Source organism: Mycobacterium farcinogenes (assembly GCF_019739075.1).
Classification (GTDB): Bacteria; Actinomycetota; Actinomycetes; order Mycobacteriales; family Mycobacteriaceae; genus Mycobacterium; species Mycobacterium senegalense.
The window spans coordinates 3,874,418-3,900,030 of sequence record NZ_CP081673.1 but is presented as its reverse complement, the minus strand read 5'-3'; the positions used below and the strand labels follow the sequence as shown (position 1 = coordinate 3,900,030).

Annotated in this window: 24 protein-coding genes; 17 read left to right on the top strand and 7 right to left on the bottom strand. The window is 67.0% G+C overall.

Translation table 11 applies throughout. From position 1 onward, the window contains the following. Positions 1 to 2: 2 nt before the first annotated feature. Complete coding sequence (locus K6L26_RS18505; protein WP_019347123.1) at positions 3 to 506, bottom strand: SRPBCC family protein; 504 nt, start codon at positions 504 to 506, stop codon at positions 3 to 5. A 36-nt stretch (positions 507 to 542) separates the two neighbouring features. Next, the gene (locus K6L26_RS18500; protein WP_221851097.1) at positions 543 to 1,439 is read right to left on the bottom strand and encodes an oxidoreductase; all 897 of its coding nucleotides are present in this window, start codon (positions 1,437 to 1,439) and stop codon (positions 543 to 545) included. A gap of 85 nt (positions 1,440 to 1,524) precedes the next feature. On the opposite strand from K6L26_RS18500, the gene aspS reads away from it, so the two are divergent. From aspS to K6L26_RS18485, 3 genes are all read left to right on the top strand, one after another. Then, positions 1,525 to 3,300 carry an aspartate--tRNA ligase gene (aspS, locus tag K6L26_RS18495; protein ID WP_221851095.1) on the top strand — a complete coding sequence of 592 codons (1,776 nt, stop codon included), beginning with the start codon at positions 1,525 to 1,527 and terminating at the stop codon, positions 3,298 to 3,300. Beyond that, a complete protein-coding gene (locus K6L26_RS18490; protein WP_019347126.1) occupies positions 3,297 to 3,758 on the top strand; it encodes a nitroreductase family deazaflavin-dependent oxidoreductase in 462 nt (153 codons plus the stop codon). Before aspS ends, K6L26_RS18490 begins: the two co-directional genes overlap by 4 nt. Positions 3,759 to 3,864: 106 nt before the next feature. Beyond that, a complete protein-coding gene (locus tag K6L26_RS18485) occupies positions 3,865 to 4,854 on the top strand; it encodes an IS481 family transposase (protein ID WP_221851093.1) in 990 nt (329 codons plus the stop codon). Positions 4,855 to 4,963: 109 nt separating this feature from the next. On the opposite strand, the gene K6L26_RS18480 is transcribed toward K6L26_RS18485, so the two are convergent. Then, complete coding sequence (locus tag K6L26_RS18480; RefSeq protein ID WP_019347127.1) at positions 4,964 to 6,148, bottom strand: thiolase family protein; 1,185 nt, start codon at positions 6,146 to 6,148, stop codon at positions 4,964 to 4,966. Between the two features lie 82 nt (positions 6,149 to 6,230). Here K6L26_RS18480 and K6L26_RS18475 point away from each other — a divergent pair, with 82 nt between their 5' ends. Both K6L26_RS18475 and K6L26_RS18470 read left to right on the top strand, forming a co-directional pair. Next, positions 6,231 to 6,710, top strand: a complete 480-nt coding sequence (locus tag K6L26_RS18475) for a winged helix-turn-helix transcriptional regulator (RefSeq protein WP_245008612.1) — start codon at positions 6,231 to 6,233, stop codon at positions 6,708 to 6,710. Positions 6,711 to 6,801: 91 nt separating this feature from the next. Then, a complete protein-coding gene (locus K6L26_RS18470) occupies positions 6,802 to 7,734 on the top strand; it encodes a DUF389 domain-containing protein (RefSeq protein WP_221851091.1) in 933 nt (310 codons plus the stop codon). Here the strand turns inward: K6L26_RS18470 and K6L26_RS18465 are convergent. Next, the gene (locus K6L26_RS18465) at positions 7,721 to 8,449 is read right to left on the bottom strand and encodes a GAP family protein (protein ID WP_076212505.1); all 729 of its coding nucleotides are present in this window, start codon (positions 8,447 to 8,449) and stop codon (positions 7,721 to 7,723) included. The genes K6L26_RS18470 and K6L26_RS18465 overlap by 14 nt on opposite strands. A 132-nt stretch (positions 8,450 to 8,581) precedes the next feature. Here K6L26_RS18465 and K6L26_RS18460 point away from each other — a divergent pair, with 132 nt between their 5' ends. The 3 genes from K6L26_RS18460 to K6L26_RS18450 are packed head-to-tail and all read left to right on the top strand — an operon-like array spanning position 8,582 to position 13,237. Next, positions 8,582 to 11,293, top strand: coding sequence for a circularly permuted type 2 ATP-grasp protein (locus K6L26_RS18460; RefSeq protein ID WP_221851089.1), 2,712 nt, complete (start codon positions 8,582 to 8,584; stop codon positions 11,291 to 11,293). Continuing rightward, positions 11,290 to 12,219, top strand: a complete 930-nt coding sequence (locus K6L26_RS18455) for a transglutaminase family protein (protein WP_221851087.1) — start codon at positions 11,290 to 11,292, stop codon at positions 12,217 to 12,219. The genes K6L26_RS18460 and K6L26_RS18455 overlap by 4 nt, the downstream gene beginning before the upstream one ends. After that, positions 12,212 to 13,237 carry a zinc-binding metallopeptidase family protein gene (locus K6L26_RS18450; protein WP_064898603.1) on the top strand — a complete coding sequence of 342 codons (1,026 nt, stop codon included), beginning with the start codon at positions 12,212 to 12,214 and terminating at the stop codon, positions 13,235 to 13,237. The genes K6L26_RS18455 and K6L26_RS18450 overlap by 8 nt, the downstream gene beginning before the upstream one ends. Here the strand turns inward: K6L26_RS18450 and K6L26_RS18445 are convergent. Further along, positions 13,224 to 14,540 (bottom strand): serine hydrolase domain-containing protein, encoded by a 1,317-nt coding sequence (locus tag K6L26_RS18445; RefSeq protein WP_221851085.1) that lies wholly within the window; start codon positions 14,538 to 14,540, stop codon positions 13,224 to 13,226. The two genes, K6L26_RS18450 and K6L26_RS18445, sit on opposite strands and share 14 nt — an antisense overlap. Before the next feature lie 57 nt (positions 14,541 to 14,597). On the opposite strand from K6L26_RS18445, the gene K6L26_RS18440 reads away from it, so the two are divergent. Together K6L26_RS18440 and K6L26_RS18435 are read left to right on the top strand one after the other, a co-directional pair. Beyond that, on the top strand, positions 14,598 to 15,431 hold the full coding sequence (locus K6L26_RS18440; RefSeq protein WP_221851084.1) for a DUF3097 domain-containing protein: 834 nt from the start codon (positions 14,598 to 14,600) through the stop codon (positions 15,429 to 15,431). 30 nt (positions 15,432 to 15,461) lie between these two features. Then, positions 15,462 to 16,841: a replication-associated recombination protein A gene (locus K6L26_RS18435; RefSeq protein ID WP_221851082.1), complete on the top strand. Its 1,380-nt coding sequence runs from the start codon at positions 15,462 to 15,464 to the stop codon at positions 16,839 to 16,841. 64 nt (positions 16,842 to 16,905) lie between these two features. Here K6L26_RS18435 and K6L26_RS18430 read toward each other — a convergent pair whose 3' ends face one another. Both K6L26_RS18430 and K6L26_RS18425 read right to left on the bottom strand, forming a co-directional pair. Further along, on the bottom strand, positions 16,906 to 17,214 hold the full coding sequence (locus tag K6L26_RS18430) for a GlsB/YeaQ/YmgE family stress response membrane protein (protein WP_019344423.1): 309 nt from the start codon (positions 17,212 to 17,214) through the stop codon (positions 16,906 to 16,908). Between the two features lie 88 nt (positions 17,215 to 17,302). Continuing rightward, positions 17,303 to 17,923 (bottom strand): antibiotic biosynthesis monooxygenase, encoded by a 621-nt coding sequence (locus tag K6L26_RS18425; RefSeq protein WP_221851080.1) that lies wholly within the window; start codon positions 17,921 to 17,923, stop codon positions 17,303 to 17,305. A gap of 116 nt (positions 17,924 to 18,039) precedes the next feature. Here K6L26_RS18425 and K6L26_RS18420 point away from each other — a divergent pair, with 116 nt between their 5' ends. The 7 genes from K6L26_RS18420 (at position 18,040) to K6L26_RS18390 (ending at position 25,577) form a co-directional block, all read left to right on the top strand. Continuing rightward, positions 18,040 to 18,441, top strand: a complete 402-nt coding sequence (locus K6L26_RS18420; RefSeq protein WP_019344425.1) for a secondary thiamine-phosphate synthase enzyme YjbQ — start codon at positions 18,040 to 18,042, stop codon at positions 18,439 to 18,441. A gap of 107 nt (positions 18,442 to 18,548) precedes the next feature. Then, positions 18,549 to 21,239 carry an alanine--tRNA ligase gene (gene alaS, locus K6L26_RS18415; protein WP_076212387.1) on the top strand — a complete coding sequence of 897 codons (2,691 nt, stop codon included), beginning with the start codon at positions 18,549 to 18,551 and terminating at the stop codon, positions 21,237 to 21,239. A gap of 4 nt (positions 21,240 to 21,243) precedes the next feature. Next, complete coding sequence (gene ruvX / locus K6L26_RS18410; RefSeq protein WP_019344427.1) at positions 21,244 to 21,762, top strand: Holliday junction resolvase RuvX; 519 nt, start codon at positions 21,244 to 21,246, stop codon at positions 21,760 to 21,762. After that, positions 21,755 to 22,999 carry an endolytic transglycosylase MltG gene (locus tag K6L26_RS18405; RefSeq protein WP_036387739.1) on the top strand — a complete coding sequence of 415 codons (1,245 nt, stop codon included), beginning with the start codon at positions 21,755 to 21,757 and terminating at the stop codon, positions 22,997 to 22,999. Before ruvX ends, K6L26_RS18405 begins: the two co-directional genes overlap by 8 nt. Continuing rightward, on the top strand, positions 22,935 to 23,795 hold the full coding sequence (locus K6L26_RS18400; RefSeq protein ID WP_047040058.1) for a shikimate dehydrogenase: 861 nt from the start codon (positions 22,935 to 22,937) through the stop codon (positions 23,793 to 23,795). Before K6L26_RS18405 ends, K6L26_RS18400 begins: the two co-directional genes overlap by 65 nt. 9 nt (positions 23,796 to 23,804) lie before the next feature. Beyond that, positions 23,805 to 24,230 carry a prepilin peptidase gene (locus K6L26_RS18395; RefSeq protein ID WP_085140522.1) on the top strand — a complete coding sequence of 142 codons (426 nt, stop codon included), beginning with the start codon at positions 23,805 to 23,807 and terminating at the stop codon, positions 24,228 to 24,230. Between the two features lie 90 nt (positions 24,231 to 24,320). After that, positions 24,321 to 25,577, top strand: a complete 1,257-nt coding sequence (locus K6L26_RS18390) for an IS30 family transposase (protein WP_435405340.1) — start codon at positions 24,321 to 24,323, stop codon at positions 25,575 to 25,577. The last annotated feature ends 36 nt before the right edge of the window (positions 25,578 to 25,613 follow it).

The following is a 25,613-nucleotide window of genomic DNA, read 5'->3' as shown; positions in this document are numbered from 1 at the left end:
CCCTACTTGCCGAACCGCTCGTTGCTGTAGCGGCGCAGGTTGTAGAGGAACCGCTGGAACAGCCACGCCATCACCGGTTGGCCCATCGTCATTCCGAGCCGCCCGGCCAGCCCGCTGGGCTTCATGGCCATCACCCAGGTCAGGTGGCAGCCGGTGGCCGTCTCCACCACGCGGTAGTCCTCGGCGAAAGCCGAGATCGCGTTCGAGGTGCTGGTGTTGAAGCGGAAAGCCATGTGGGTGAAGGGCTCCCAGGCCAGGAACTCCTCGTCGCCGACGATGTGGCCCCGCATGGTGACCGTGCGGGTGGTGCCTACGCCGCGTGGTTCGGGGCTGGTCCACTCCACATTGGTGATGACGGTGGCCCATTGCGGCCAGGAGGTTTCGTCGCTGAGCACCTCGAACAGCTGCTCGGGTGTGATGGCGAGGTCGACGGTGCTGACGAAACGGAACGGCGCGCGGTCGATGAAGTCCAACTCGACGCGTTCGCACTGGTAGGTCCGGGCCATGGGTAGACACCCTAGGGCAAAGTGTCTAGTGGTGGATCAGCCCGGGCCGTCACCGGCCGCGGCCAGCAGCGGCACGATCACGTCGCTGATCGGAGTGGGCAGGCCGTGCGCGGCTGCCTTGCGGCGAATGACGCCGTTGCGGATATCCCATTCCAGAGGTCTGCCGGCCTGACGGTCGGTCAGCATCGAGGTGGTCAGGTCCTCAGGGGCGGCGGCCAGCATGCCCACGATCTCGTCGACCACCTCGTCACCCAGATCGGCGCCGTCAGCCCGGGCCACGGCCAGGCATTCGGTCAGATAGCTCCGCGCCAGCGCCGCCACGTCAGCACGGCGGAACATGCCCGTCCGCCGGCCGGCCAACACCATGAACCCGACGACGGCATTGACCAGCAGCTTGCGCCAGGCCGCACTGCGGAAATCGGGATCGTGCTCGACGGTGATCGCGGTGCCGTCGAGTGTGTCGGCCACGATCGCGGCGGCCGCAGTGTCGGGCAACACCAGCCGGGCCTCACTACGCAGCCGCACCCAGCCGGCGGGCTGCATCTCCGAGGAGATCCATACCGCAGCGGGCACCACGTGGGACTCATCGGTGTAGCGGCTGACCGCACTCACGCGCTCGACTTGCTCAACGCCGTTCTGGAGTGCGCACACCACGGTTTTCTCGTCACACAGCCGATCGAGCCAGGAGGCTGCCTGGGCGTTTTGGGTGTCCTTGACCGCGAGGAAGACCACCTGTAGCGGGCCTTCGACACCGGCCGGATCGGTGTGCACCGGGCCGGGCATCCGGATCGGTTCGCCGTCGTCGGGCCGGACCTCGACCCCATCACGGGGGGTGCGACCGCACAACAGCACCGGCCGGCCGGCGGCATGCACCAGTGCGGCGACGGTGGAACCGATGGCACCGGGGCCGATCACCGCGATGGGGGACGTCATGTCGCCAAGTTACCGGCGCAACCGACTCTCTAGACTGGTCACTCGTCACCACCAGTCTTTATCGACTCAACATTCGGGAGTTTTCGTGCTGCGCAGTCATGCCGCCGGTTCATTGCGGGCCGCGGATGCCGGTCAAACGGTCACCTTGGCGGGATGGGTGGCGCGTCGCCGTGACCACGGTGGCGTCATCTTCATCGACCTGCGCGACGCGTCCGGCGTGTCGCAGGTGGTGTTCCGCGAAGGCGATGTGCTCGCCGCCGCGCACCGGCTGCGCGCCGAGTTCTGCATCGCCGTCACGGGCGTGGTCGAGGTCCGTCCCGAGGGTAACGAGAACCCCGATATCCCGACCGGCAAGATCGAGGTGAACGCCACCTCGCTGACCGTGCTGTCCGAGAGCGCTCCGTTGCCGTTCCAGCTCGACGAGACCGCGGGGGAGGAAGCCCGGCTCAAGTACCGCTACCTGGACCTGCGCCGCGAGGCCCCGGGCAACGCAATCCGGTTGCGCTCGAAGGTGAATGCGGCTGCCCGCGGCGTACTGGCCGAGCATGACTTCGTCGAGATCGAGACGCCGACGCTGACGCGGTCGACACCCGAGGGGGCCCGCGACTTCCTGGTGCCCGCACGCCTGCAGCCCGGCTCGTTCTACGCGCTGCCACAGAGCCCGCAGCTGTTCAAGCAGCTGCTCATGGTGGCGGGCATGGAGCGCTACTACCAGATCGCGCGTTGCTACCGCGACGAGGATTTCCGCGCCGACCGCCAGCCCGAGTTCACCCAGCTGGACATGGAGCTCAGCTTCGTCGACGCCGACGATGTGATGGGAATCGCCGAGCAGGTGCTCAAGGCGGTCTGGTCGACCATCGGCTATGACCTGCCGCTGCCGTTGCCCCGCATCAGCTACGAAGAGGCGATGCGCCGGTTCGGTTCCGACAAGCCCGACCTGCGATTCGAAGTCGAGCTCATCGAGTGCACCGACTACTTCAAGGACACCCCGTTCCGGGTGTTCCAGGCGCCGTACGTGGGCGCGGTGGTGATGACCGGCGGGGCATCTCAGCCGCGCCGCACCCTCGACGGCTGGCAGGAGTTCGCCAAGCAGCGCGGCCACAAAGGGCTGGCCTATGTGCTGATCGGGGAAGACGGCACGCTGGGCGGTCCGGTGGCCAAGAACCTCACCGACGCCGAGCGCGACGGGCTGGCCGCCCATGTCGGTGCCAAGCCCGGTGACTGCGTGTTCTTCGCGGCCGGCCCGGCCCGCACGGCGCGGGCACTGCTCGGCGCCACCCGCATCGAGATCGCCAAGCGGCTGGACCTGATCGACCCGACCGCCTGGGCGTTCACCTGGGTGGTGGACTTTCCGATGTTCGAGCCCGCCGACGTCGCGACGGCCTCGGGCGACGTGGCCGTGGGGTCGGGCGCCTGGACGGCCGTGCACCACGCGTTCACCGCGCCGAAGGTCGAATCGGAGGACTCCTTCGACACCGACCCCGGCAGCGCGCTGTCCGATGCCTACGACATCGTCTGCAACGGCAACGAGATCGGCGGCGGCTCTATCCGTATCCACCGGCGCGACATCCAGGAGCGGGTGTTCGCGATGATGGGCATCGACCACGCCGAGGCGCAGGACAAGTTCGGGTTCCTGTTGGACGCCTTCGCCTTCGGGGCCCCGCCGCACGGCGGCATCGCGTTCGGCTGGGACCGCATCACCGCGCTGCTGGCCGGAGTCGACTCGATCCGCGAGGTCATCGCGTTCCCCAAGTCCGGCGGCGGCGTCGACCCGCTGACCGATGCGCCTGCGCCGATCACCCCGCAACAGCGCAAGGAATCGGGAATAGACGCCAAGCCCGAGGAGCTCAAGAAGTCATGACCGACATCGATCCTGATTTCGACAAGAGCGAACTGGTCGCCGACACGGCGGCGCTCGATGACTTCAATCGCAACGTGGTCGCGGAGTTCCGGGCCAACGGCGGCAAGGTGGGCGGTCCATTCGAGGGCGGCACGCTGTTGCTGCTGCACACCACGGGAGCCAAGTCGGGCCAGCCGCGGCTGTCCCCGCTGGCGTACCTGGACGTCGACGGCAAGATCCTGATCGTCGGTTCCTACGCCGGCGCGCCCAAGGACCCGGCGTGGGTGCACAACCTGCGGGCCAACCCGAAGGCCCGCATCGAGGTCGGGACCGACGCCTACGACGTGACGGCCCGGGAACTGCCCGCCGACGAGCGCGACGCGACGTACCCCAAGATCGTCGAGGCGGCCCCGGTCTTCGCCGAGTACCAGGCCAAGACCACCCGCGCCATCCCGCTGTTCGAACTGGTCCGCGCCTAGCTGTACTGACCACGGACGTTAGGTACGGCGTGGCGTGGTGACATGAAGAAGACCTCCGAGTGAAGTGCGAGCTGTCTAGGAACACACGCTCACCTCGGAGGTCTTCATGTCCCACCGTAATGCCCCGTTGTCAGAAACCGGCCGTCTGCGCCTGGCTCGTTGCATCGTCGAGGACGGCTGGTCCCTACGGCGAGCCGCTGAACGGTTCCAGGTGGCCGTCACCACCGCTCAGCGGTGGGCGCGGCGCTACCGCGAAGAAGGTCCGGCAGGGATGGCCGATCGCAGCTCACGACCCCACCGCTGTCCCAACCGGACCCCGGTACGGACCGAACGTCGCATCGTCAAAGTCCGTGTTCTGCGCCGCTGGGGCCCCGCACGCATTGCCTACCTGCTGGGTTTGAATGTGTCTACGGTGCACCGCGTCCTGCGCCGGTACCGACTGGCCAGGCTGCGCTGGCTGGACCGTCCCACGGGACGCGTTATTCGTCGAATGAACTCCGACGCTCCCGGCGATCTGGTGCACGTCGATGTCAAGAAACTCGGCAAGATCCCGGCCGGCGGCGGCTGGCGCAAACTGGGGCGCACCGCCGGCAAACACAACTCGGTAGCCGACAAAAGCACCGGACTGCGCAGCCGCAACGGGGATCCAGCTCGCGGCTACCACTTCCTGCACACCGCGATCGATGCGCACTCGAGGCTGGTCTACTCCGAATTGTTGACCGATGAACGCAAAGAAACCGCCGCAGCGTTCTGGCAGCGCGCCAACGCCTGGTTCAACGAGTGTGGTTTCACGGTACGAAATGTGTTGACCGACAACGGATCCTGCTACCGGTCACACAAATTTCGTGATGCCCTGGGTGACATCAAGCACCGACGAACCCGCCCCTACCGTCCACAGACAAACGGCAAGGTCGAGCGTTTCCACCGCACCCTTGCCGACGAATGGGCCTACGCCCGGCTCTACCGCAGCGACGCCGAACGCTGCGCCGAGTTCCCGCGGTGGCTACACACCTACAATCACCATCGCGGCCACACAGCACTCAAAGGTCAACCACCCGCCAGCCGCGTACCTAACCTCTCAGGTCAGTACACCTAGCCGGCCTTCAGCGCGTCATTGTCCCGCACGTCATTTGTCCCGCACGTCATTTGTCACGCTGGAGTGGCAGTGGTGCTCGAGCGCCACTCCAGCGTGACAAACGAGGTATTTACAGCCGCTCGATGATCGTGGCGTTGGCCATGCCGCCGCCCTCACACATCGTCTGCAGGCCGTAGCGCCCGCCGCGCTGCTGCAGGGCGTTGACCAGGGTGGTCATGATGCGCGCTCCGCTGGCGCCCAGCGGGTGCCCGATCGCGATCGCCCCGCCGTTGACGTTCGTCTTGCCCAGATCGGCACCGACATCGTGCGCCCAGGCCAGCACTACCGGGGCGAACGCCTCGTTGACCTCGAACAGGTCGATGTCGGCCAGCGTCAAACCCGCACGCGCCAACACCTTCTCGGTGGCCGGGATGACACCGGTCAGCATGTAGAGCGGGTCGGACCCGACGACGGTGGTGGTGTGTATGCGCGCCAGCGGTTTCAGGCCGAGCTTCTTGGCCGTCGCTCCGCTGGTGATCATCACCGCTGCGCTGCCGTCGGACAGCGGTGACGAGTTGCCCGGGGTGATCTCCCAGTTGATCTGGGGGAAGCGGGCCGCATACGCCTCGTTGTAGAACGCCGGCTTGAGCCCGGACAAGGTCTCCACAGTGGTTCCCGGGCGGATGATCTCGTCGGTGCTCAGTCCGGCGATCGGGGCGAGCTCGGCGTCGAACAGACCCTCCTTGGTGGCCCGCGCGGCCTTCTCGTGGCTGCCTGCGGAGAACTCGTCGAGCTGTGCCCGGGAGAAGCCCCATTTCGCCGCGATCAGCTCAGCGCTGATCCCTTGCGGTACCAGGCCTTCGGAGTAGCGCTCGGCGAAGGCCAGGCCGAACGGGTCGCTGCCCGGCAACACCGAACTGCCCATCGGCACTCGGGACATCGATTCCACGCCCGCGGCGATCACGATGTCGTAGGCGCCGGCCAGCACACCCTGGGCGGCGAAGCTGATCGCCTGCTGGCTGCTGCCGCACTGGCGGTCGACGGTGGTCCCGGGGACGGTTTCGGGGAAGCCCGCGCCGAGCAGGGCGTTGCGGGCGATGTTGACGGCTTGATCACCGACCTGGGTGACGGCCCCGGCGATGACGTCGTCGACGAGTACCGGGTCGACGCCGGTGCGGGCGGTCAGCTCCCGCAGGCTGTGGGCCAGAAGGTCCGCCGGCAGGACGCCGTGCAGTGCGCCGTTGGCCTTGCCCTTGCCGATCGGGGTCCGGACCGCTCCGACGATGACTGCGTCGCGGTCTGCATATCCGGTCATTCCGTGCCTCCTGATGCTCCACGCTGAGTATTGTTATGGCTACCCAGATATAGCACCTGGGTATAGTAAGAACAACTCAGGGATGGGGTTTGATTCCGTGGGAATGCTGCAGGGCAAGCTCGCCGACCGGGACAGTTGGTCGGCGGTGGGGCGTTGCCCGATCGAGAGGACCATGGCGTTCGCGGGCACCAAGTCGGCGATGTTGATCATGCGTGAAGCCTTCTACGGCACCACGAGATTCGACGATTTCGCCCGCCGGGTCGGCATCACCAAGGCGGCGACTTCGGCACGGCTGTCCGACCTCGTGGCCGCCGGACTGCTGGCAAAGCAGCCGTATCGCGAGCCCGGTCAGCGGGAGCGCGACGAGTACGTACTCACCGAATCGGGAACCGACTTCATGCCCGTGGTGTGGGCGATGTTCGAGTGGGGCCGCAAGCATCTCGGCGACACGGGTCTGCGGCTTGCCCATGACGGATGCGGAGCAGTGGCCGGAGTCGAAATCCGTTGTGAGGAAGGACACCAGGTGCCGCCGGAGGAGCTCGTCGTCCGCTACGAGCGTTGACTTTGAATCCACGCACATCGCTGCTCGCACAAATGCGGCGCCAGTTCTAAGTCAACGCCGGCCGGCCGGCAGGCAACGCTAGTCTCGGCGAGTGCTGCACTTACGCGTCATAGCGCCGGCGGATCTGCGCGAGCCGATCCTCAACGTCCTGCACACCCAACCCGGTGTCGCCCACATCGTGTTGCTCGCCGGTGCCGCGGTCGAACCCGCCGGCGACCAGATCACCGCCGACGTTGCCAGGGAGGCGGCCAACGACGTCGTCCAGCGGCTGAAATCCCTTGACGTGCATCACTTCGGCGCCATCACCCTGGAACCGCTCGACACCGTGTTGTCCAGCCGGGCCTACCACGCAGAGGATGCCGCGGAAGGCGACGGCGCCGATGCGGTGGTGTGGGACGAACTCGTCTCCCGGACCCGCGAGGAATCACATCTCAACGTCACATATGTGTTGTTCCTCTGCATCGCCTGCATGCTGGCCGCGGTCGGCGTGCTCACCGATTCGCCGGTCACGGTCGTCGGGGCGATGGTGGTCGGTCCGGAATTCGGTCCGCTGGCCGCCTTGGCCGTCGCTCTCGTCCAGCGGCGGATGTCCTTGGCGCGACGCGCCGCGGCGGCCCTGGTGATCGGGTTTCCGTTGGCAATGGTGGTGACCGCTGCGGCCACGCTCGGATTCGAGGCGCTGGGCTGGGTGACGCTGACCAACACTCGGGAACTGGAGGGCGTCGACTTCATCTTCCAGGTCGGCCCCTTCTCCTTCGTGGTGGCGCTGCTGGCCGGCGCGGCCGGAATGCTGTCGTTGGTATCGGCGAAGTCGGCAGCCCTGGTCGGTGTCTTCATCTCGGTAACGACCGTGCCCGCTGCCGGTTTCGCGGTGGTCGCGGCGACGGTCGGGGACTGGGATGTGGCCGCGCAGTCCGTCCTGCAACTGGTGGTGAACCTGGTGGGCATCACCCTGGCGGGTCTACTGGTGCTGGCGGTCTACCGCCGGGCGCAGGCCGATCGCCGCGCCGTCACAGGTGGCTGACGCCCATCGCGAGGAAATACACGCCGACCGCGCCGGCGATCGCCGCCACCACGAGCCGATGGTGAATTCCCATCCATTTGTAGATGCGTTCGACAGCTGACCGGGTGGGCGCCGGCGCCACCCAGAAACTGATGATCGGGATGATCGCCGCGAGGAAGCCGACCACATTGAACACGACCATCGCAGCCATCTGCTCGGTCACCGCGGCGTCCGATGTCAGGGCGGCAGCCATCGCGGCCAGATAGTACGGCGTGGGAAAACCGTTGATCAGGCCCAGGAGGCCGGCCGCCCACGGCGCCTCGCCACGCAGCGCGGCCTGCATACCGCCCGGCAGTTGCGACAGGGCCGGCACGTCGTCCTCGGTGACGGTGCCGGGGCCGTCATCGGGCACTGCGACCGGCGCGGCGCGGCGGGTCCTCACCCGGTTGACCAGGCGTTCGAGTACACCGGTGATGGACAGCAGACCGATCACCAGGGCCGCGACCCCGATTCCGATCTCCAGGCCCGGGGGCATGGTGCGGCCGCCGTCGCCGGTGACGTTCTTGAACCCGAACACCACCGCGGCGCCGACCGCCACGTTGGCGGTGAAGGCCAACAGGAAGAAGGGCAGCAGCAACCGCACCGGTCGCGACCGCGAGAGCATGAAGGCAACAACGCCGATTCTCAGGGGGTCGACTGCCGCCACGGCGGCCATCACCAGCACAGTGCTCCACATCGCCGGCGGCCACATCCCTTCACGTCGGTTGCCCCACGAATTCAACCAGCGCCGGCCGAATCCGGCCGTATTCGCTGATCTCGGTGCGCCAGCAAGCCCTGAACTCGGCCGGTTGCGTACCGTTCTTGACTGATGGTTCTTCGCGCGAACGGCTCACCGGAGTCCGCTCAGGCCACCGGTGTTGCCCTGCACACCGGTGCGAGTGGCGCCGCCGACGGCATCGACGTCGACGGCGTGCTTGCCGCCTACCGCCGGTCGCGGGCCCAGCGCGCGTTGTTCGATGTGCGCGACGACGGTGCCGGCGCCGGTTACGACGAGATGGTCGACGCATCGGGCAATGTCCGCCCGGCCTGGGGCGCGCTGGCGGCGGGCATCGGCGAGCGCGGTCGTGACGGCCTGGACCGGCTCCGGGCCGTGGTGGGCGGTCTCGTGGACAACGACGGCATCACCTACATCCAGGTGGACCGCCTGGGAGAGGTCATCACCGACGATGAGGGGACCGCGCTGCCGGGCCCCTGGCATCTCGATGCCCTGCCGCTGATGATCTCCGCCACCGATTGGGACGGCCTGGAGTCGGGTCTGGTGCAGCGGTCCCGGCTGCTCGATGCGGTGCTGACCGATTTGTACGGTGCGCGCCGTTCGATCACCAGCGGGGTGCTACCGGCGCCGTTGCTGTTCGCCCACCCCGGATACCTGAGGGCCGCCCGCGGAATCGTGGTGCCCGGGCGCCATCAGTTGTTCCTCCACGGCTGCGATGTCAGCCGTGGCGACGACGGCGCATTCATGGTGAACGCGGACTGGACGCAGGCGCCCTCGGGTGCCGGCTATGCGCTGGCCGATCGCCGGGTGATCGCGCATGCGGCGCCCGACCTGTACGAGCGGGTCGGCCCGCGACCCGCGTCGCCGTGGGCTCAGGCGCTGCGGCTGGCGCTTCTCGATGCGGCTCCCGAGTCGGCCGACGAGCCGATGGTCGTCGTGCTCAGTCCAGGGATCCATTCCGAGACGGCCTTCGACCAGGCTTATCTGGCCGGCGTGCTGGGCTTCCCGCTGGTGGAAAGTGCCGATCTCGTGGTCCGCGACGGCATGCTGTGGATGCGGTCACTGGGCACTCTCAAACGCGTCGACGTCGTACTGCGTCGGGTGGACGCCGACTATGTGGATCCACTGGACCTGCGCCCAGATTCCCGCCTCGGCGTGGCCGGCCTGGTCGAGGCGTTGCGGCGCGGCTCGGTCACGGTGGTCAACACACTGGGCAGTGGAATTCTGGAAAGCCCCGGTCTGGCAAGGTTTTTACCGCAGCTGGCCGAGTTGTTGCTCGATGAGACGCCGCAACTGTCGACCGCACCGATGTATTGGGGCGGAATCGACATCGAGCGCTCTCATCTGCTCGCCAAGCTCTCGTCGTTGTTGATCCGGCCGGTGAACGGCGGTGCGACGATTGTCGGGCCGACGCTCACGGCCGCCGACCGCGAAGAGTTGGCAGCGCGAATCGAAGCTGACCCCGCGCGGTGGGTCGGGCAGGAGGTTCCTGAGTTCTCCACCGCGCCAACCAATTATCGATCCAAGGGGCTTTCGCCCGGCAATGTCGGCATGCGGTTGTTCACCGTTGCGCAGCGCGGGGGATATGCCCCGATGACGGGTGGGCTGGGTTACGTGCTGGCTCCCGGAAACGCGGCCTACCGGATGAATACCCTTGCCGCCAAAGATGTCTGGGTACAGACGCCGCAACGCGTCACGGCCGAGCGGATCCCGGTGGTCTCGGTCGAGCTGGTTTCCGGGGCGACATTGCCCAGCCCGACCAGGACGGTCAGTTCGCCGCGTGTGCTCTCGGACCTGTTCTGGATGGGTCGCTACGCTGAACGCTCCGAGGGTATGGCGCGGCTGCTCACGGTCACCCGAGAGCGCTACCACGAATACCGGTACCGCCCCGATCTCGAGGAAAGCCGTTGTGTCCCTGTTCTGCTGGAGGCGATCGGCTCGATCACGGGCACCGACACCGGTGACGCCGCCGACGCCCACGAGGTGATCGCGATCGCCCCGAGCACGCTGTGGTCGGTCACCGCCGACCGGCATCGGCCGGGATCGCTCGCCCAGTCGGTGGAACGACTCGGCTTGGCGGCCCGGGCGGTACGCGACCAGATGTCCAATGACACCTGGATGGTGCTGGCCGGCGTCGAACGTGCGGTGCTGCGGCCATCGGCCGTCCCGCCCGGATCGGCCAGCGTCGCCGAGGCCTATCTGGCGACCGCGCACAGTCAGACGCTGTCCGGGATGCTGGCGATGTCCGGAGTGGCCGCGGAGTCGATGGTCCAGGACGTCGGCTGGACCATGATGGACCTGGGCAAGCGGATCGAGCGGGGACTGGCGCTGACCGCGCTGCTGCGCACGACATTGGCGACGACGCGCAGTGTTGCAGCCGAACGCGCGGTGGCCGAGTCGGTCCTGGTGGTGTGCGAATCCTCGGTGATCTACCGGCGGCGCAATCCCGGCCAGATCAGCATCTCCGCGATCGCCGAACTCGTGCTGTTCGATGCCGAGAACCCGCGGTCGCTGATCTATCAGTTGGAGCGCATCCGATCTGATCTCAAACCGCTGCCAGGGGCATCGGGATCCTCACGTGCCGAACGGCTGCTCGACGAATTGGTCACTCGGGTGCGTCGGCTCGATCCGGCGGATCTCGAAGAGGTCGCCGACGACGGGACCCGAACGGAGTTGGCCGGCCTGCTCGACGGTGTGCACGCCGGTCTGCGGGATCTCTCGGGTGTCATCACCGCGGCGCACCTGTCCCTGCCCGGTGGGATGCAGCCGTTGTGGGGGCCCGACGAACGGCGGGTGGTGCCATGACCGAACCCGCAGGCGCGCCGGTGACCCGCTGCTATGGAATCACCCACCGCACCGTGTATCGCTATTCCGACGATGTCACCAGTTCGTACGGCCGCGGCTTTCTCACCCCGCGTGAACTGCCGTGGCAACGCTGCGTGGCCCATGAACTGGTGATCGCCCCCGAGGCCGCCGACAGCTCCACCAGCCGAGATGCCTACGGCAACATCAGCTCGTATTTTCACGTCACCGAGCGGCACCGTACCCTCAGTATCACCAGCCGATCCGTTGTCGAGGTGGATCCGCCTGCCCCAGAACATTATTCGGGTGCATCCGCGAGGGCGCCGTGGGAGCTGGCCCGCCCGGTGGGCGGCGACGGCGCGCTGGCCGCAGAGTTCGTGCTCGACCTGGCGCCGCCGGAGATCACCGACGCCGTGCGCGCCTACGCCGCACCCAGTTTCGTGCCGGGACGGCCACTGATCGAGGTGCTGCGGGACCTGACGTCGCGGATCTACGCCGACTTCACTTATCGGACCGGTTCGACGACGGTGTCCACCCAGGTGGCCGAGGTGCTGGCGGCGCGGGAGGGAGTGTGTCAGGACTTCGCTCGGCTGGCCATCGCCTGTCTGCGGGCCAACGGCCTGGCCGCAAGCTATGTCTCCGGCTATCTGGCCACTGATCCACCGCCCGGCAAGGAACGGATGATCGGCGTGGATGCGACCCATGCCTGGGCGTCGGTGTGGACTCCGCAGAACCTCTGGCTGGGAATGGACCCCACCAACGACCAGATGGTCGACGAACGCTATATCGTGGCCGGCTTCGGTCGCGATTATGCCGACATACCCCCGTTGCGTGGCATCATCTACACCGATTCCCTCAGTAGCGTGATCGAGGTTTCGGTGGACGTGGCTCCCTGCCCGCCTGATCGAGAGCCTTTGTTACATGCGTGATTTCAACTGCCCGAACTGCGGTCAGCGCCTGGCGTTCGAGAACTCGCTGTGCCTGTCGTGCCGAAGCCCGCTGGGTTTCTCGCTCGACGACATGGCCCTGCTCGTGATCACCGATACCGACGAGGGTGGCCACGCCGGTGCGGTCGACGAAAAGCAGTACCAATTGTGCGCGAATCTGCATCTGGCCGAATGCAATTGGCTGGTCCGCATCGGCGGCCAGCCGCTGTGTGCATCGTGCAGGCTCACCAGGACCCGGCCCGCCGACACCGATACCACGGCGTTGACGTCGTTCGCCGAGGCCGAGCGGGCCAAACGCCGGTTGATCGCAGAACTGCACGAACTCAAGTTGCCGATCGTCGGGCGCGACGAGGACCCCGAATTCGGGCTGGCGTTCGACCTGCTCTCCAGCGAGTTCGAGAAGGTCTACACCGGACACCACAACGGTGTCATCACCCTGGACCTGGCCGAGGGCGACGACGTGCACCGCGAGCAGTTGCGGATCGCGATGGACGAGCCGTACCGAACGCTGCTCGGCCATTTCCGCCACGAGATCGGGCACTACTACTTCTATCGCCTCGTCGCCCCGTCACCGGACTACGCCGCTCGGTTCGGTGAGTTGTTCGGAGACCCAGATGCCGACTACCAGGAGGCATTGGACCGGCACTACAAAGACGGGCCCGGACCGGGTTGGGAGGACGACTTCGTGTCGTCCTATGCCACCATGCACGCCGCCGAGGACTGGGCCGAGACCTTCGCCCACTACCTGCACATCCGCGACACCCTCGACACCGCGGCGGCTTTCGGATTCGCCCCGGCCGGCGGCTCCTTCGGCCGACGCCTGCTCGGCCCGGCCGGGTTCGACACCATCATCGAGATGTGGCTGCCGCTGGCCTGGTCGCTGAACATGGTGAACCGGTCGATGGGCCATGACGATCTGTACCCGTTCGTATTGGCTCCGGCGGTGCTGGAGAAGATGCGGTTCGTCCACACCGTCATCGACGAGGTCACCGCCGGTTGAGTTCGGCGGCGATCGCGCTGAACATCAACGACGTCTCCAGTGGCAGGGTGTCGAAGGCAGGTTCGGCCTGCGGCCACGTCGACCATTGGACGATCACCAGCTGCTGGGCTTGATCGACCATGATCACTTGGCCGAATATGCCGAGCGCCCAGAGGTTTTCCGCCATGGCCGGGGTACGTGGTGGGCTCACGTCACCGGCGTCGGCGGCGATGCTGTTGTTCCACCACTGATAGCCGTAGCTGCCTTCAGGGTGGCTCGCGGTTACCGAATTCCGCGCTGTTGTCCACGTCCGCGCATCGCGGACCCACCCTTCGGGCAGGGTCTTCGTGCCGTCGGGCAGTTCACCGTTGCGCATCACATACAGCCCGAAGCGACCCCAATCGGTGAGGGTGGCGTTGAATCCGTGGCCTCCCATGTCGTGTCGGCCGAGTTCGTAGGAATGCCAGACCCCGTCGTCGGCCATGCCGAACGGTTTCCAGATGTTGTCCTGCAGATACGTGGCGAGATTGGTACCGGTGGCCTTCTCCAGGAGGTCTCCGAGCAACCAGGCGCCACCTGTGGTGTAGGACCACACCTCGCCGGGCTCGACGCCGGGTTTCCGTTTGAGGCCGTGTACCAATCCGAACACGCACCGGTAGGTGTCGTCGGCGGCTTCGCATGCGGTGAGTTTGGCGAAATCCGAACCCGGGTCGGTGTAATCCTCGTTCCAGTCGATCCCGGAGGTGTGCGTCATGAGCTGACGCACGGTAACTCCGTCGAACGCGGTCCCGACGAAATCGGGCTCGTACTTCGTCACCGGATCATCGAGAGAACCGAGCGCGCCTTCTTTCACCGCGACGCCGACCAGCGTGGACACCACTGACTTGCCGACCGAACGCGATGTCCACAGCGTCGAGGGACCGTTGCCGGCACCGTAGTGCTCATAGGCGATCTCGCCGTCCTTGAGCACCAGCATCCCCGTGACGCTCTGGCGAGCCAGATAGTCGTCCAGGTGGTGGGTGATTCCGTCGACGGTGTATGACGCGTCGGTCAACTGGTGCTCGGCGCGGGGAAGCGGGAACGGATCGCCGTGACGGAACAGGTCACCTGGGTAAGCCCGGTAGTCGTTGCGGAATCCGACCACCCGCTGCGACTGATCCCAGGTCAGCATGTCGGCGACGTTCGGCAGGTTGTCGTCTACCGGCTTGGGACACACGGTCATTCCCGCCACGCCGCAATCCGGCGGCTGCTGCGGAGCGCACGCACTCATCGAGCACACCAGCGCCAGAGCGGACGCGGTAGCGAGCGTGCGAGTTAACAGCACGGTCACGATGGTATGTCGCAACGTCGGCTTTTCAGCGGGCGTTTCTAGGATCGCCGCGTGACTGATCGCTACGGATCCGACATCCTGTCCCGAAACCCGCACACCCCGAAGCTGACTCGATCGAAGGAACAGCCCGCGGAGAAGGGCCTGGTCGTCGAGGACGCCCAGAGCGGTTACGTGGGTGCCGTGGTGCGAATCGAGGGCGGCCGCGTCGAGCTCGAAGACCGCCGAGGCAAGGTACGGGCATTCCCGATGGGGCCGGGGTTCCTCATCGACGGCAAGCCGGTGAGCCTCGTCGTACCCAAACGGGCCGCGGCACCGGCCCGCACGGCGTCGGGTTCGGTGGCGGTACCGAACGCCAAGGCCCGGGTCGCGCTGGCCAGCCGGATCTACGTCGAAGGCCGCCACGACGCCGAACTCGTCGAACAGGTCTGGGGTGCTGATCTGCGCATCGAGGGCGTCGTCGTCGAATATCTGGGCGGCGTCGACGACCTGGCCGACATCGTCGCCGACTTCGCGCCCGGACCGGGCCGGCGTTTGGGCGTGCTGGTCGATCACCTGGTCACCGGGTCCAAGGAGGCGCGGATCGCCGAGGCGGTACGGCGCGGCCCCGGCGGGGAGCACACCCTGGTGGTCGGGCATCCGTTCGTCGATATCTGGCAGTCCGTCAAACCGGCCCGGCTCGGGATGAAGGCCTGGCCGACCGTGCCGCGCAGCATCGAGTGGAAACACGGCATCTGTGAAGCGCTCGGCTGGCCGCATCAGGATCAGGCCGACATCGCCCGGGCCTGGCAGCGGATCCGTGGGCGGGTGCGGGACTGGAACGATCTGGAGCCCGCGCTGATCGGCCGGGTCGAGGAACTCATCGATTTCGTGACCGCACCGGCGTAGCCCGTCGTGTCGGCGTGGTAAGCAGAAGGCGTGTCCGACAGTTTGTTCGACGTGCCCGGTGAGCCCGCATCCGCGGGGTCCGGTGCACCGGCGCCCGCTTCGGGGTTGGGGGGCTCCTCGCCCGATCGCTCGTCGGCGCCGCTGGCGGTGCGGATGCGCCCGGCCGGCCTCGACGAGGTAGTCGGCCAGACCCACCTGCTGCAGGCCGGTTCGCCGTTGCGGCGCCTGGTCGAAGGATCCGGCGCCGCATCCGTCATCCTCTACGGCCCGCCCGGCACCGGAAAGACCACGCTGGCCTCGCTGATCTCGCAGGCCACCGGTCGGCGGTTCGAAGCCCTGTCGGCGCTGAGCGCCGGCGTCAAGGAGGTCCGCGCCGTGATCGACACAGCGCGGCGGGCCGCGGTCCACGGCGAACAGACCGTGCTGTTCATCGACGAGGTACACCGGTTCTCCAAGACGCAGCAGGACGCACTGCTGGCGGCGGTGGAGAACCGGGTCGTCCTGCTGGTCGCCGCGACCACGGAAAACCCGTCGTTCTCGGTCGTCGCGCCGCTGCTGTCGCGCTCGCTGATCCTGCAGCTGCAGCCGCTGAGCGCCCAGGACATCGGCACCGTGGTGCGCCGGGCACTGGCCGATCCGCGCGGGCTCGGCGGTGCCGTCGAGGCCACCGACGAGGCCGTCGAACTGCTGGTGCGGCTGTCCTCGGGCGACGCCCGCCGCGCCCTGACCGCCCTGGAAGTGGCCGCCGAAACCGCAGGCGGCGCGGGCGGCACCATCACCGTCGAGATCATCGAGCAGTCACTGGACAAGGCCGCCGTGCGCTACGACCGCGACGGCGATCAGCACTACGACGTGATCAGCGCATTCATCAAGTCGGTGCGTGGCTCCGATGTCGATGCGGCGTTGCACTACCTGGCTCGGATGCTGGTGGCGGGGGAGGACCCCCGATTCGTCGCGCGCCGGTTGATGATCCTGGCCAGCGAGGACATCGGGATGGCCGACCCGACCGCGCTGCCCACCGCGGTCGCCGCCGCGCAGACCGTGCAGCTGATCGGGATGCCCGAGGCGCAACTGACGTTGGCGCACGCGACAGTCCATCTGGCGACCGCGCCCAAATCCAACGCGGTGACCACCGCCCTGGGTGCGGCGATGAACGACATCCGAGCCGGCAAGGCCGGTTTGGTGCCGCCGCATCTGCGGGACGGCCACTACTCGGGAGCGCAGAAGCTCGGCAACGCCGTGGGATACAAGTACGCCCACGATCATCCGGACGGCGTTGTGCCGCAACAGTATCCACCCGACGACCTGGTGGGGGTCGACTACTACCAGCCGACCGGTCGCGGTTTCGAACGCGAGCTCGCCACCCGGGTGGAGAAGTTACGGGCCATCATTCGGCGCGTGCGGCGCTGACGGGACGAACGAAAACCACGGTCCCGGTTGAAGATTCAACCGGGACCGTGGTCGGGTTAGATGGTCAGCGCATCAGGCCGGACCGGCGGGTGCCGAAAAGGCCGGTCCTGCCGCGTCCCATGAACGCGGACACCAGCGCCACACCGATGGTGGCGACGATGACCTGGACGAGCAGTTCGAGCCAGTCGATGCCGCTGGTCATCGTCGGGATGCCGAGTGCACGGGCGATCGCGCTGCCGATGAACGCCGACACGATGCCGACCAGGATCGTCACCAGAATCCCGATGGGTTGTCTGCCGGGAACGATCAGGCGGCCGATCAGGCCGACGACGATGCCGATCAAGATCGCGCTGATGATGCCGGTGATGGTCATTTCTCCTCCAGGGCTGTATTGGGCTGGAGGGGAGATACCCCGGGCATTCACCGTCCAAACGGTGCCGTCAATTCTGACGCCTTCTCGGTCAGGCCATCTCGGGAACCCGCAGGTGGGCGAGTGCGAGCTCGTATTCGCCGACATCGATCTGATCGGCGCTCAGATCACGTAGGCGGGCGGTACGTAACGCCCTGGCCTGGTCGCGGTTGCGGTCCATTGCTTCTGGACTGTCGAAAGTGGCCGAGGACACCGCTCGTCCCGAAGCCCGGTCGAGCATGAGGCTGGCACTGCAGAAGCCCTCGAGGTCTTCCATCGCCGGCAATACCGAGGCGCGGTAGAAGTCCAGGGCCCGGTCGAACAGTTCGGGGCGGGTTCGCAGCCAGGTGGCCCGTACACAAGCGCCCGGCCCGGAATATTGCTCGCGGTGGACCACCGCGATCTCCCATTCGTCGACGGTGGCGCTCCCGGCGAATGTCTCCACCACACGGTGGCGCATCGGCGCTACCGCGGCGGCACTGGCGTGCATGGCGTCTTCGGACCGCCAGGCCGTCGTCAGGACGCAGTCGCCTGATTCCCGGTTCACCATCAGCGACAGGCCGACGCAGCCGTCCACGTCGTCGAGGGCCGGCATCACCTCGTCACGAACATGGGCGATGCCGGCGTCGATGGCCTGGGCGCGCGCTGCGATCGTGGTTGAACGTGCGAACACGATCCACCCCTTCCGTGCCAGGGCGGCGCCCCGGTGGCGCCACCGGTTCCACCTCCACCTTCCTCCGGTGTGTCGCGGCGAGCAATGGTGTGGCGGCTGACTCGTAGGCTGGACTGATGGATACCGACGTGATCGACGTGGACACCTCGCGGCGGCGCATCGTCGACCTCACCGACTCGGTGCGTGAGTTCTGCGGCTCGCACCGCGACGGTTTGTGCAACGTGTTCGTCCCGCATGCGACCGCGGGGGTCGCGATCATCGAAACCGGTGCCGGCTCCGACGACGACCTGCTCGATACGCTGGAACGGTTGTTGCCGCGCGACGATCGTTACCGGCACAGCCACGGTTCGTTCGGCCATGGCGCCGACCACGTACTGCCCGCCCTGGTGTCCCCGTCGGTCACGCTGCCGGTCCAGGCGGGTCGTCCATTGCTGGGAACCTGGCAGAGCGTGGTGCTGGTCGACCTGAACCGGGACAACCCGCAACGCAGCGTCCGACTGAGCTTTCTGGGGCAGTGACGCTCGTCGCCTTTTCGGGGCGAACACGCAGAACGGTAATGTAAAGCGGTCGAACTGGTGGTTGCCGCGCAACCCCAGCCACCCACGAACACGAGGACACGAGCAACGTGCAGACACACGAGATCAGGAAGCGCTTCCTCGATCATTTCGTGAAAGCGGGCCACACCGAGGTGCCCAGCGCCTCGGTGATCCTCGACGATCCCAACCTGCTGTTCGTCAACGCCGGCATGGTGCAGTTCGTGCCCTATTTCCTCGGCGCCCGGACGCCGCCGTGGGATCGAGCCACCAGCGTGCAGAAGTGCATCCGGACTCCCGATATCGACGAGGTGGGCATCACTACCCGGCACAACACCTTCTTCCAGATGGCCGGCAACTTCTCGTTCGGCGACTACTTCAAGAAGGGCGCCATCGAGCTGGCCTGGACCCTGCTGACCAACCCGGTCAGCGAGGGCGGCTACGGATTCGACCCGGAAAGGCTGTGGGCAACGGTCTATCTGGACGACGACGAGGCGATTCAGCTGTGGCAGGAAGTCGCCGGGTTGCCGCTCGATCGCATCCAGCGCCGCGGTATGGCCGACAACTACTGGTCGATGGGCATTCCCGGGCCGTGTGGTCCGTGTTCGGAGATCTACTACGACCGCGGCCCGGAATACGGGATCGAGGGTGGGCCCGAGGCCAACGAGGATCGCTACATCGAGATCTGGAATCTCGTGTTCATGCAGAACGAGCGCGGTGAGGGCACCTCGAAGGACGACTTCGAGATCCTCGGCCCGCTGCCGCGCAAGAACATCGACACCGGGATGGGTGTCGAACGCATCGCCTGCCTGCTGCAGGGCGTCGACAACGTTTACGAGACCGATCTGGTGCGTCCGGTGATCGATTTGGTCGCCGGGATCGCCCCGCGCGGGTATGGCCAGGGCAGCCATACCGACGACGTCCGCTACCGCATCATCGCCGACCACAGCCGCACGGCGGCCATCATCATCGGCGACGGGGTCAGCCCCGGCAACGAGGGTCGCGGCTACGTGTTGCGCCGGCTGCTGCGCCGCATCATCCGCGCGGCCAAGCTGCTCGGAGTCGAGCAGCCCATCATGAGCCAGTTGATGACCACGGTGCGTGATGAGATGGGTCCCTCATACCCGGAGCTCGTCAACGACTTCGAGCGCATCAACCGGATCGCCGTCGCCGAGGAGACCGCGTTCAACCGGACCCTGGTCGCGGGTTCGCGGCTGTTCGACGACGCCGCGAAGTCGACGCGCGCCGCCGGAAAATCCACGTTGTCCGGCGCCGACGCCTTCACCCTGCACGACACCTACGGCTTCCCGATCGACCTGACGCTGGAGATGGCCGCCGAGGCCGGCCTGTCCGTCGACGAGCAGGGCTTCCGGACGCTGATGGCCGAGCAGCGTCAGCGCGCCAAGGCCGACGCCGCCGCCCGCAAGCAGGCCCACACCGATCTCTCGGCGTATCGCGAGCTGGTCGACGCCGGTCCCACCGAGTTCACCGGTTTCGACGAATTGTCCACTGAAGCAAGGATTCTCGGCATCTTTGTGGACGGTAAGCGGGTGCCCGTGGTGACCCACGAAGGCCTGGATGCCGATCGGGTCGAGCTGATTTTGGACCGCACCCCGTTCTACGCCGAGTCCGGCGGCCAGATCGCCGACGAAGGAACGATTTCCGGGACGGGCTCGTCGGTCGCGGCCAAGGCTGCCGTCACCGATGTGCAGAAGATCGCGAAAACCCTGTGGGCGCATCGGATCAATGTGGAATCCGGCGAGTTCGTCGAAGGCGACACCGTCACCGCCGCAGTGGATCCCAAGTGGCGCCACGGCGCCACCCAGGGCCACTCCGGCACCCACATGGTGCACGCCGCGCTGCGACAGGTCTTGGGCCCCACCGCCGTTCAGGCCGGTTCGCTGAACCGCCCCGGCTACCTGCGGTTCGATTTCAACTGGCAGGGGGCGCTCACCGACGACCAGCGCACCCAGATCGAAGAGGTCACCAACGAGGCCGTCGAGGCCGACTACCAGGTGAACACCTTCGTCACCGCCCTGGACAAGGCCAAGGCGATGGGCGCGATGGCGATGTTCGGGGAGAACTACCCCGACCAGGTGCGGGTGGTCGACATCGGCGGCCCGTTCTCGCTGGAACTCTGCGGCGGTACGCACGTGCACAACTCCGCCCAGATCGGTCCGGTGACCATCCTCGGCGAATCCTCGGTCGGATCCGGTATTCGTCGTGTCGAGGCCTACGTCGGCCTCGACTCCTTCCGGCACCTGGCCAAGGAACGCGCGCTGATGGCCGGCCTGGCCTCGTCGCTCAAGGTGCCCTCCGAAGAGGTGCCCGCTCGAGTGGCCAACCTGGTCGAGCGGCTCAAGGCCGCCGAGAAGGAACTGGAGAAGGCCCGACTGGCCAACGCCAGGGCTGCGGCGGCCAACGCGGCCGCGGGCGCCGAGACCATCGGCAAGGTCCGGGTCGTGGCCCAGCGGATGGCCGGCGGCATGTCGGGCGGTGATCTGCGCACCCTGGTCGGCGACATCAAGGGCAAGCTCGGCAACGACCCGGCGGTGATCGCGCTGATCGCCGAGGGCGAGAACGACGCGGTGCCGTTCGTGGTCGCGGTCAACCCGGCGGCACAGGATCTGGGTCTGCGCGCCAACGAGCTGGTCAAACCGTTCAGCGCGGCGGTCAACGGGCGTGGCGGCGGTAAAGCGGACATGGCACAAGGTTCAGGTAAGGGGGCGGCGGGTATCGACGCGGCATTGGCCGCGCTGCGCGCCGAGATCGGCCGAGGCTAGCTTCGTGTCCGACACGGTCGACGACCGGCTACCGGACCGCCCAGGGGACGACGACCCCGGACGCGGACGGCGCATCGGCATCGACGTCGGAACAGTGCGCATCGGCGTCGCCAGTTGCGATCCCGACGGAATCCTGGCCACCCCGGTCGAGACCGTGCAGCGGGACAAGCGGGACCGGTCGGGCAAGCACCTGCGACGACTGGTGAAGCTGATCGGCGAGTACGAGGCGGTCGAGGTCATCGTCGGACTGCCGCGCACGCTCGCCGACCGCGCCGGCAGCTCAGCCGTCGACGCCGTCGAACTGGCCGATCTGCTGGCACGTCGAATCGCTCCGATACCGGTGCGGATGGCCGACGAGCGGCTCACTACTGTGACGGCTCAACGGTCGTTGCGTGAGGCGGGGGTTCGGGCCAAGGGACAGAAGGCGATGATCGACCAGGCCGCTGCGGTGGGCATTCTGCAGAGCTGGCTGGATCAGCGACGTGCGGCCCTGGCTGCGCGCGGAGAGGGCATGGATGGCTGAGAAGTGGGGTGCCGACAAAGCGAAGCCCGCAACGGTCGGACCACCGCGGCGCGGGCTGAGCAAGGCCGAGCGGGCCCGCAAAGCCCGCAACGACCGCAAACGACGCACCACCAGGGGCCTGTCCATCGCAGCGCTCATCGTGGTGATGATCGGTGCGGTATTCCTGGGTTCCAAGCTGTGGCACAGCATGTCCGGCAGCGCCAACGACTACGCCGGTGACGGTGTGGCCGATGTCGTGGTCCAGGTTCACGACGGCGATTCCACGACCGCCATCGGAAAGACCCTTCAGGGCAAGAAAGTGGTCGCCACGGTCAAGGCCTTCGTCGACGCGGCGCACAAGAACGAGGCGATCTCGGCGATCCAGCCCGGTTTCTACAAATTGCGGACCGAGATTCCGGCCGCCGATGCCGTTGAGCGTCTTGCTGATCCGGAGAGCCGGGTGGGCAAGCTCACCATCCCGGAAGGCCGTCAGCTCGACGACACCGCCGACGTCAAGACCAAGGCCGTCACCGACGGCGTCTTCACGCTGATCTCGCAGGCCTCCTGTGTCGAACTCGACGGCAAGAAGCGCTGCGTTCCGGTCGACGCGCTCCGCGCGGCCGCACAGACGGCGCCCGCCGCCGCGCTGGCGGTACCGGACTGGGCGGCGGCTCCCGTCGCCGCGATGCCCAACGATCATCGGCGGCTGGAGGGGCTGATCGCGCCCGGCACCTGGAATGTCGATCCCGCGGGCTCGGCGCAGGAAATCTTGTCCAGCCTGATCGCGGGCAGCGCCACGCTCTACACCCAGAGCGGTCTGCTCGACACCGCCGCGGCAATGCAGATGTCGCCGTATCAGATCCTCACCGTCGGTTCCCTGGTGCAACGTGAAGCCAAACCACAGGACTTCGCCAAGGTCGCCCGGGTGATCTACAACCGGCTCGCCGAACATCGCAAGCTCGAGTTCGACTCGACCGTGAACTACCCGCTGGATCGCCAGGAAGTGGCGACCACCGATGACGACCGGGCCAAGGTGACGCCCTGGAATACCTATATGAGCCAAGGACTTCCACAGACCCCGATCTGCTCACCCGGCACCGATGCACTGGCCGCGGCCGAACATCCCGCCGACGGGGACTGGTTGTATTTCGTGACCATCGACATGCAGGGCACGACGCTGTTCACCCGCGACTATGAGCAACACCTGGCCAATATCGAACAGGCGCAGCACAACGGTGTCCTCGACAGTGCCCGCTAGCCGTAAAGCCGCCGTCCTCGGCTCACCCATCACCCACTCGCGCTCGCCGCAGCTGCACCTGGCCGCGTACCGGGCGCTGGGCCTGCCGTCGTGGACCTATGAGCGCATCGAGTGCACGGCCGAACAGCTGCCCGGCCTCGTCAGCGCCCTGGGCCCGGAATGGGTCGGACTGTCGGTCACCATGCCGGGCAAGTTCGCTGCCCTGGAGTTCGCCGATCAGCGCACCGACCGGGCCCAGCTGGTGGGCTCTGCCAACACTCTGGTCCAGCTACCCGCGGGCGGCTGGCGCGCCGACAACACCGATATCGACGGCGTCGTCGGAGCGCTCGGCGCCGCCGGCGACTGCGCTCTGGTGATCGGATCCGGCGGCACCGCCCCGGCCGCCGTCGTCGCCCTGGCAGAGCTGGGAGCGCAGCGGATCACGATCGTCGCCCGTGACGAGGGCAAGGCATCGCGCTTGGTGGACCTGGCCAACCGCTGCGGTGCGCAGGGCAGCTGGTGCGACATCGCCGGCAGCGCCCTGACCGATGCGGTCGCCACCGCCGACTCGGCTGTCAGCACCATTCCGGCCGACGCGGCCGCCGCGTACGCGGACACGCTGGCCGCGGTGCCGCGGGTTCTCGATGCCATCTACGACCCGTGGCCGACACCGCTGGCCGCGGCTGTCGAGGCGGCCGGCGGCGAGGCGATCAACGGCCTGCAGATGCTGCTGAACCAGGCCTTCGCCCAGGTGGAGCAGTTCACCGGGATGCCGGCACCCAAAGAGGCGATGAGGGACGCGCTGCTGCGGCCTTAGCCTCGATTGATGGGGGCGGGGTTGACGGTGGTCGCGGGCGCCTGGCTGCTGGTGCTCAGTGGCTACGACATCGCCGAACGGCGGCTACCGAACTGGCTGACGATGCCGGGAGCCGTGTTGATTCCCGTGGCCGCGGCGCTGGCCGGGCGTGGACTGGCCGCCTTGGCCGGGGGCGCGGCGCTGGCGGTGCTGTACCTGCTGGTGCATATGGCCGCGCCGCGGGCGATGGGCGGCGGCGACGTCAAACTCGCGGTCGGTCTCGGCGCGATGACCGGCGCCTTCGGCGCCGACGTGTGGCTGCTGGCGGCGCTGGCCGCGCCGTTGCTCACCGCATGCCTGGCACTCGGCGCAGCTGTGCGCGGTATCCGCACGGTTCCGCACGGCCCGTCGATGTGTGCGGCCAGTGCCGCGGCGGTGGGCCTGGTGCTGCTGTAAGCGCGGTGAGCGTCGGCTCGTGTGCCAAGAATCGCGGGCGGTTTCTAGGCGTCGTTGCAATAGCAGCTGATTCTGATGGGAAGTGCTGCTATGCCGCGTCCACCGTTGTCGAGTGTTGTTCGGGAGTTCTGGGGTTGTGTCGGTGCGGGTTGCACCGCTGGTGAAGCCGGTGCGGCTGTCGGCGTGTCGTGCGCTACGGGGGTTCGCTGGTTCGCCGACGCTGGCGGGGTGAAACCTCAATTCCGTATGCCTAAGTCGTCGGGTCCTCGACCACGGCTGACGCTCGCTGAGCGGATCCAGATCGAGATCGGAGTCAAAGTCAACGAGTCGCTGAACTCGATCGGTAAACGGCTGGGCAGGGCTGCGTCGACGATCAAGTACGAACTCGACGTCAACGGTGTCGATCACAACGACGGACGTAAGTCCGGCTATCGACGCAAGGAGGCGTTCGGAGCACGTCAAAGCGGCAAGACTGCGGTTGTCCGCTACGACGCGTTGATGGCACAGTCGCGGTCGGAGGAGCGCGCTCGTCGTCCGCAGCCGGGCAAGCTGGCCCGCAATCAGGTGTTGCATGATGAGGTGCAGGCCAAGCTGCTCGACGAGCATAGTCCCGAGCAGATCGCGGCGCGGTTGACCATCGACTACCCCGACGATGCGGAGATGCGGGTGTCTCACGAAACGATCTATCGGTCAATCTACTTGCAGGGCAAGGGAAATCTACGTCGCGAGTTGCACACCTGCCTACGCACCGGACGCGCATTGCGCAAGCCGCAGGGGCGCCCCGACCAGCGTCGCGGTCGTCTGCGCGGCATGGTCAGTATCAGTGAGCGGCCCGCCGAGGTGGAAGATCGTGCGATCCCCGGGCACTGGGAGGGGGACCTCATTCTGGGCAGTACCGCCTCGGGGTCGGCGATCGGCACCGTCGTGGAACGCACCTCGCGTTTCGTCATGCTCTTGCACCTGCCCGACAACCACACCGCCGAAGCCGTCCAGGACGCGATCGTAGCCAAGATGGCCCAACTGCCGGCCATCCTGCGCCGCACGCTGACTTGGGACCAGGGCAGGGAGATGGCCAACCACGCCGCCATCGCCAAGGCCGCCGACCTCGACATTTACTTCTGCGACCCGCACTCCCCATGGCAGCGCGGCACCAACGAGAACACCAACGGACTACTGCGCCAGTACTTTGCTAAAGGCGCTGATCTCTCGATCTTCCCGGCCGACTACCTCGACTACGTCGCCGCCAAACTCAACACCCGACCCCGCAAGACCCTCGGCTGGAAAACGCCCGCCGAAACCCTCGACGCACTACTCTGCAACCCACTCAATCCAACCGCTGTTGCATAGACGCCTTGAACCCAAGGCGGGAATGTGGCACACAAG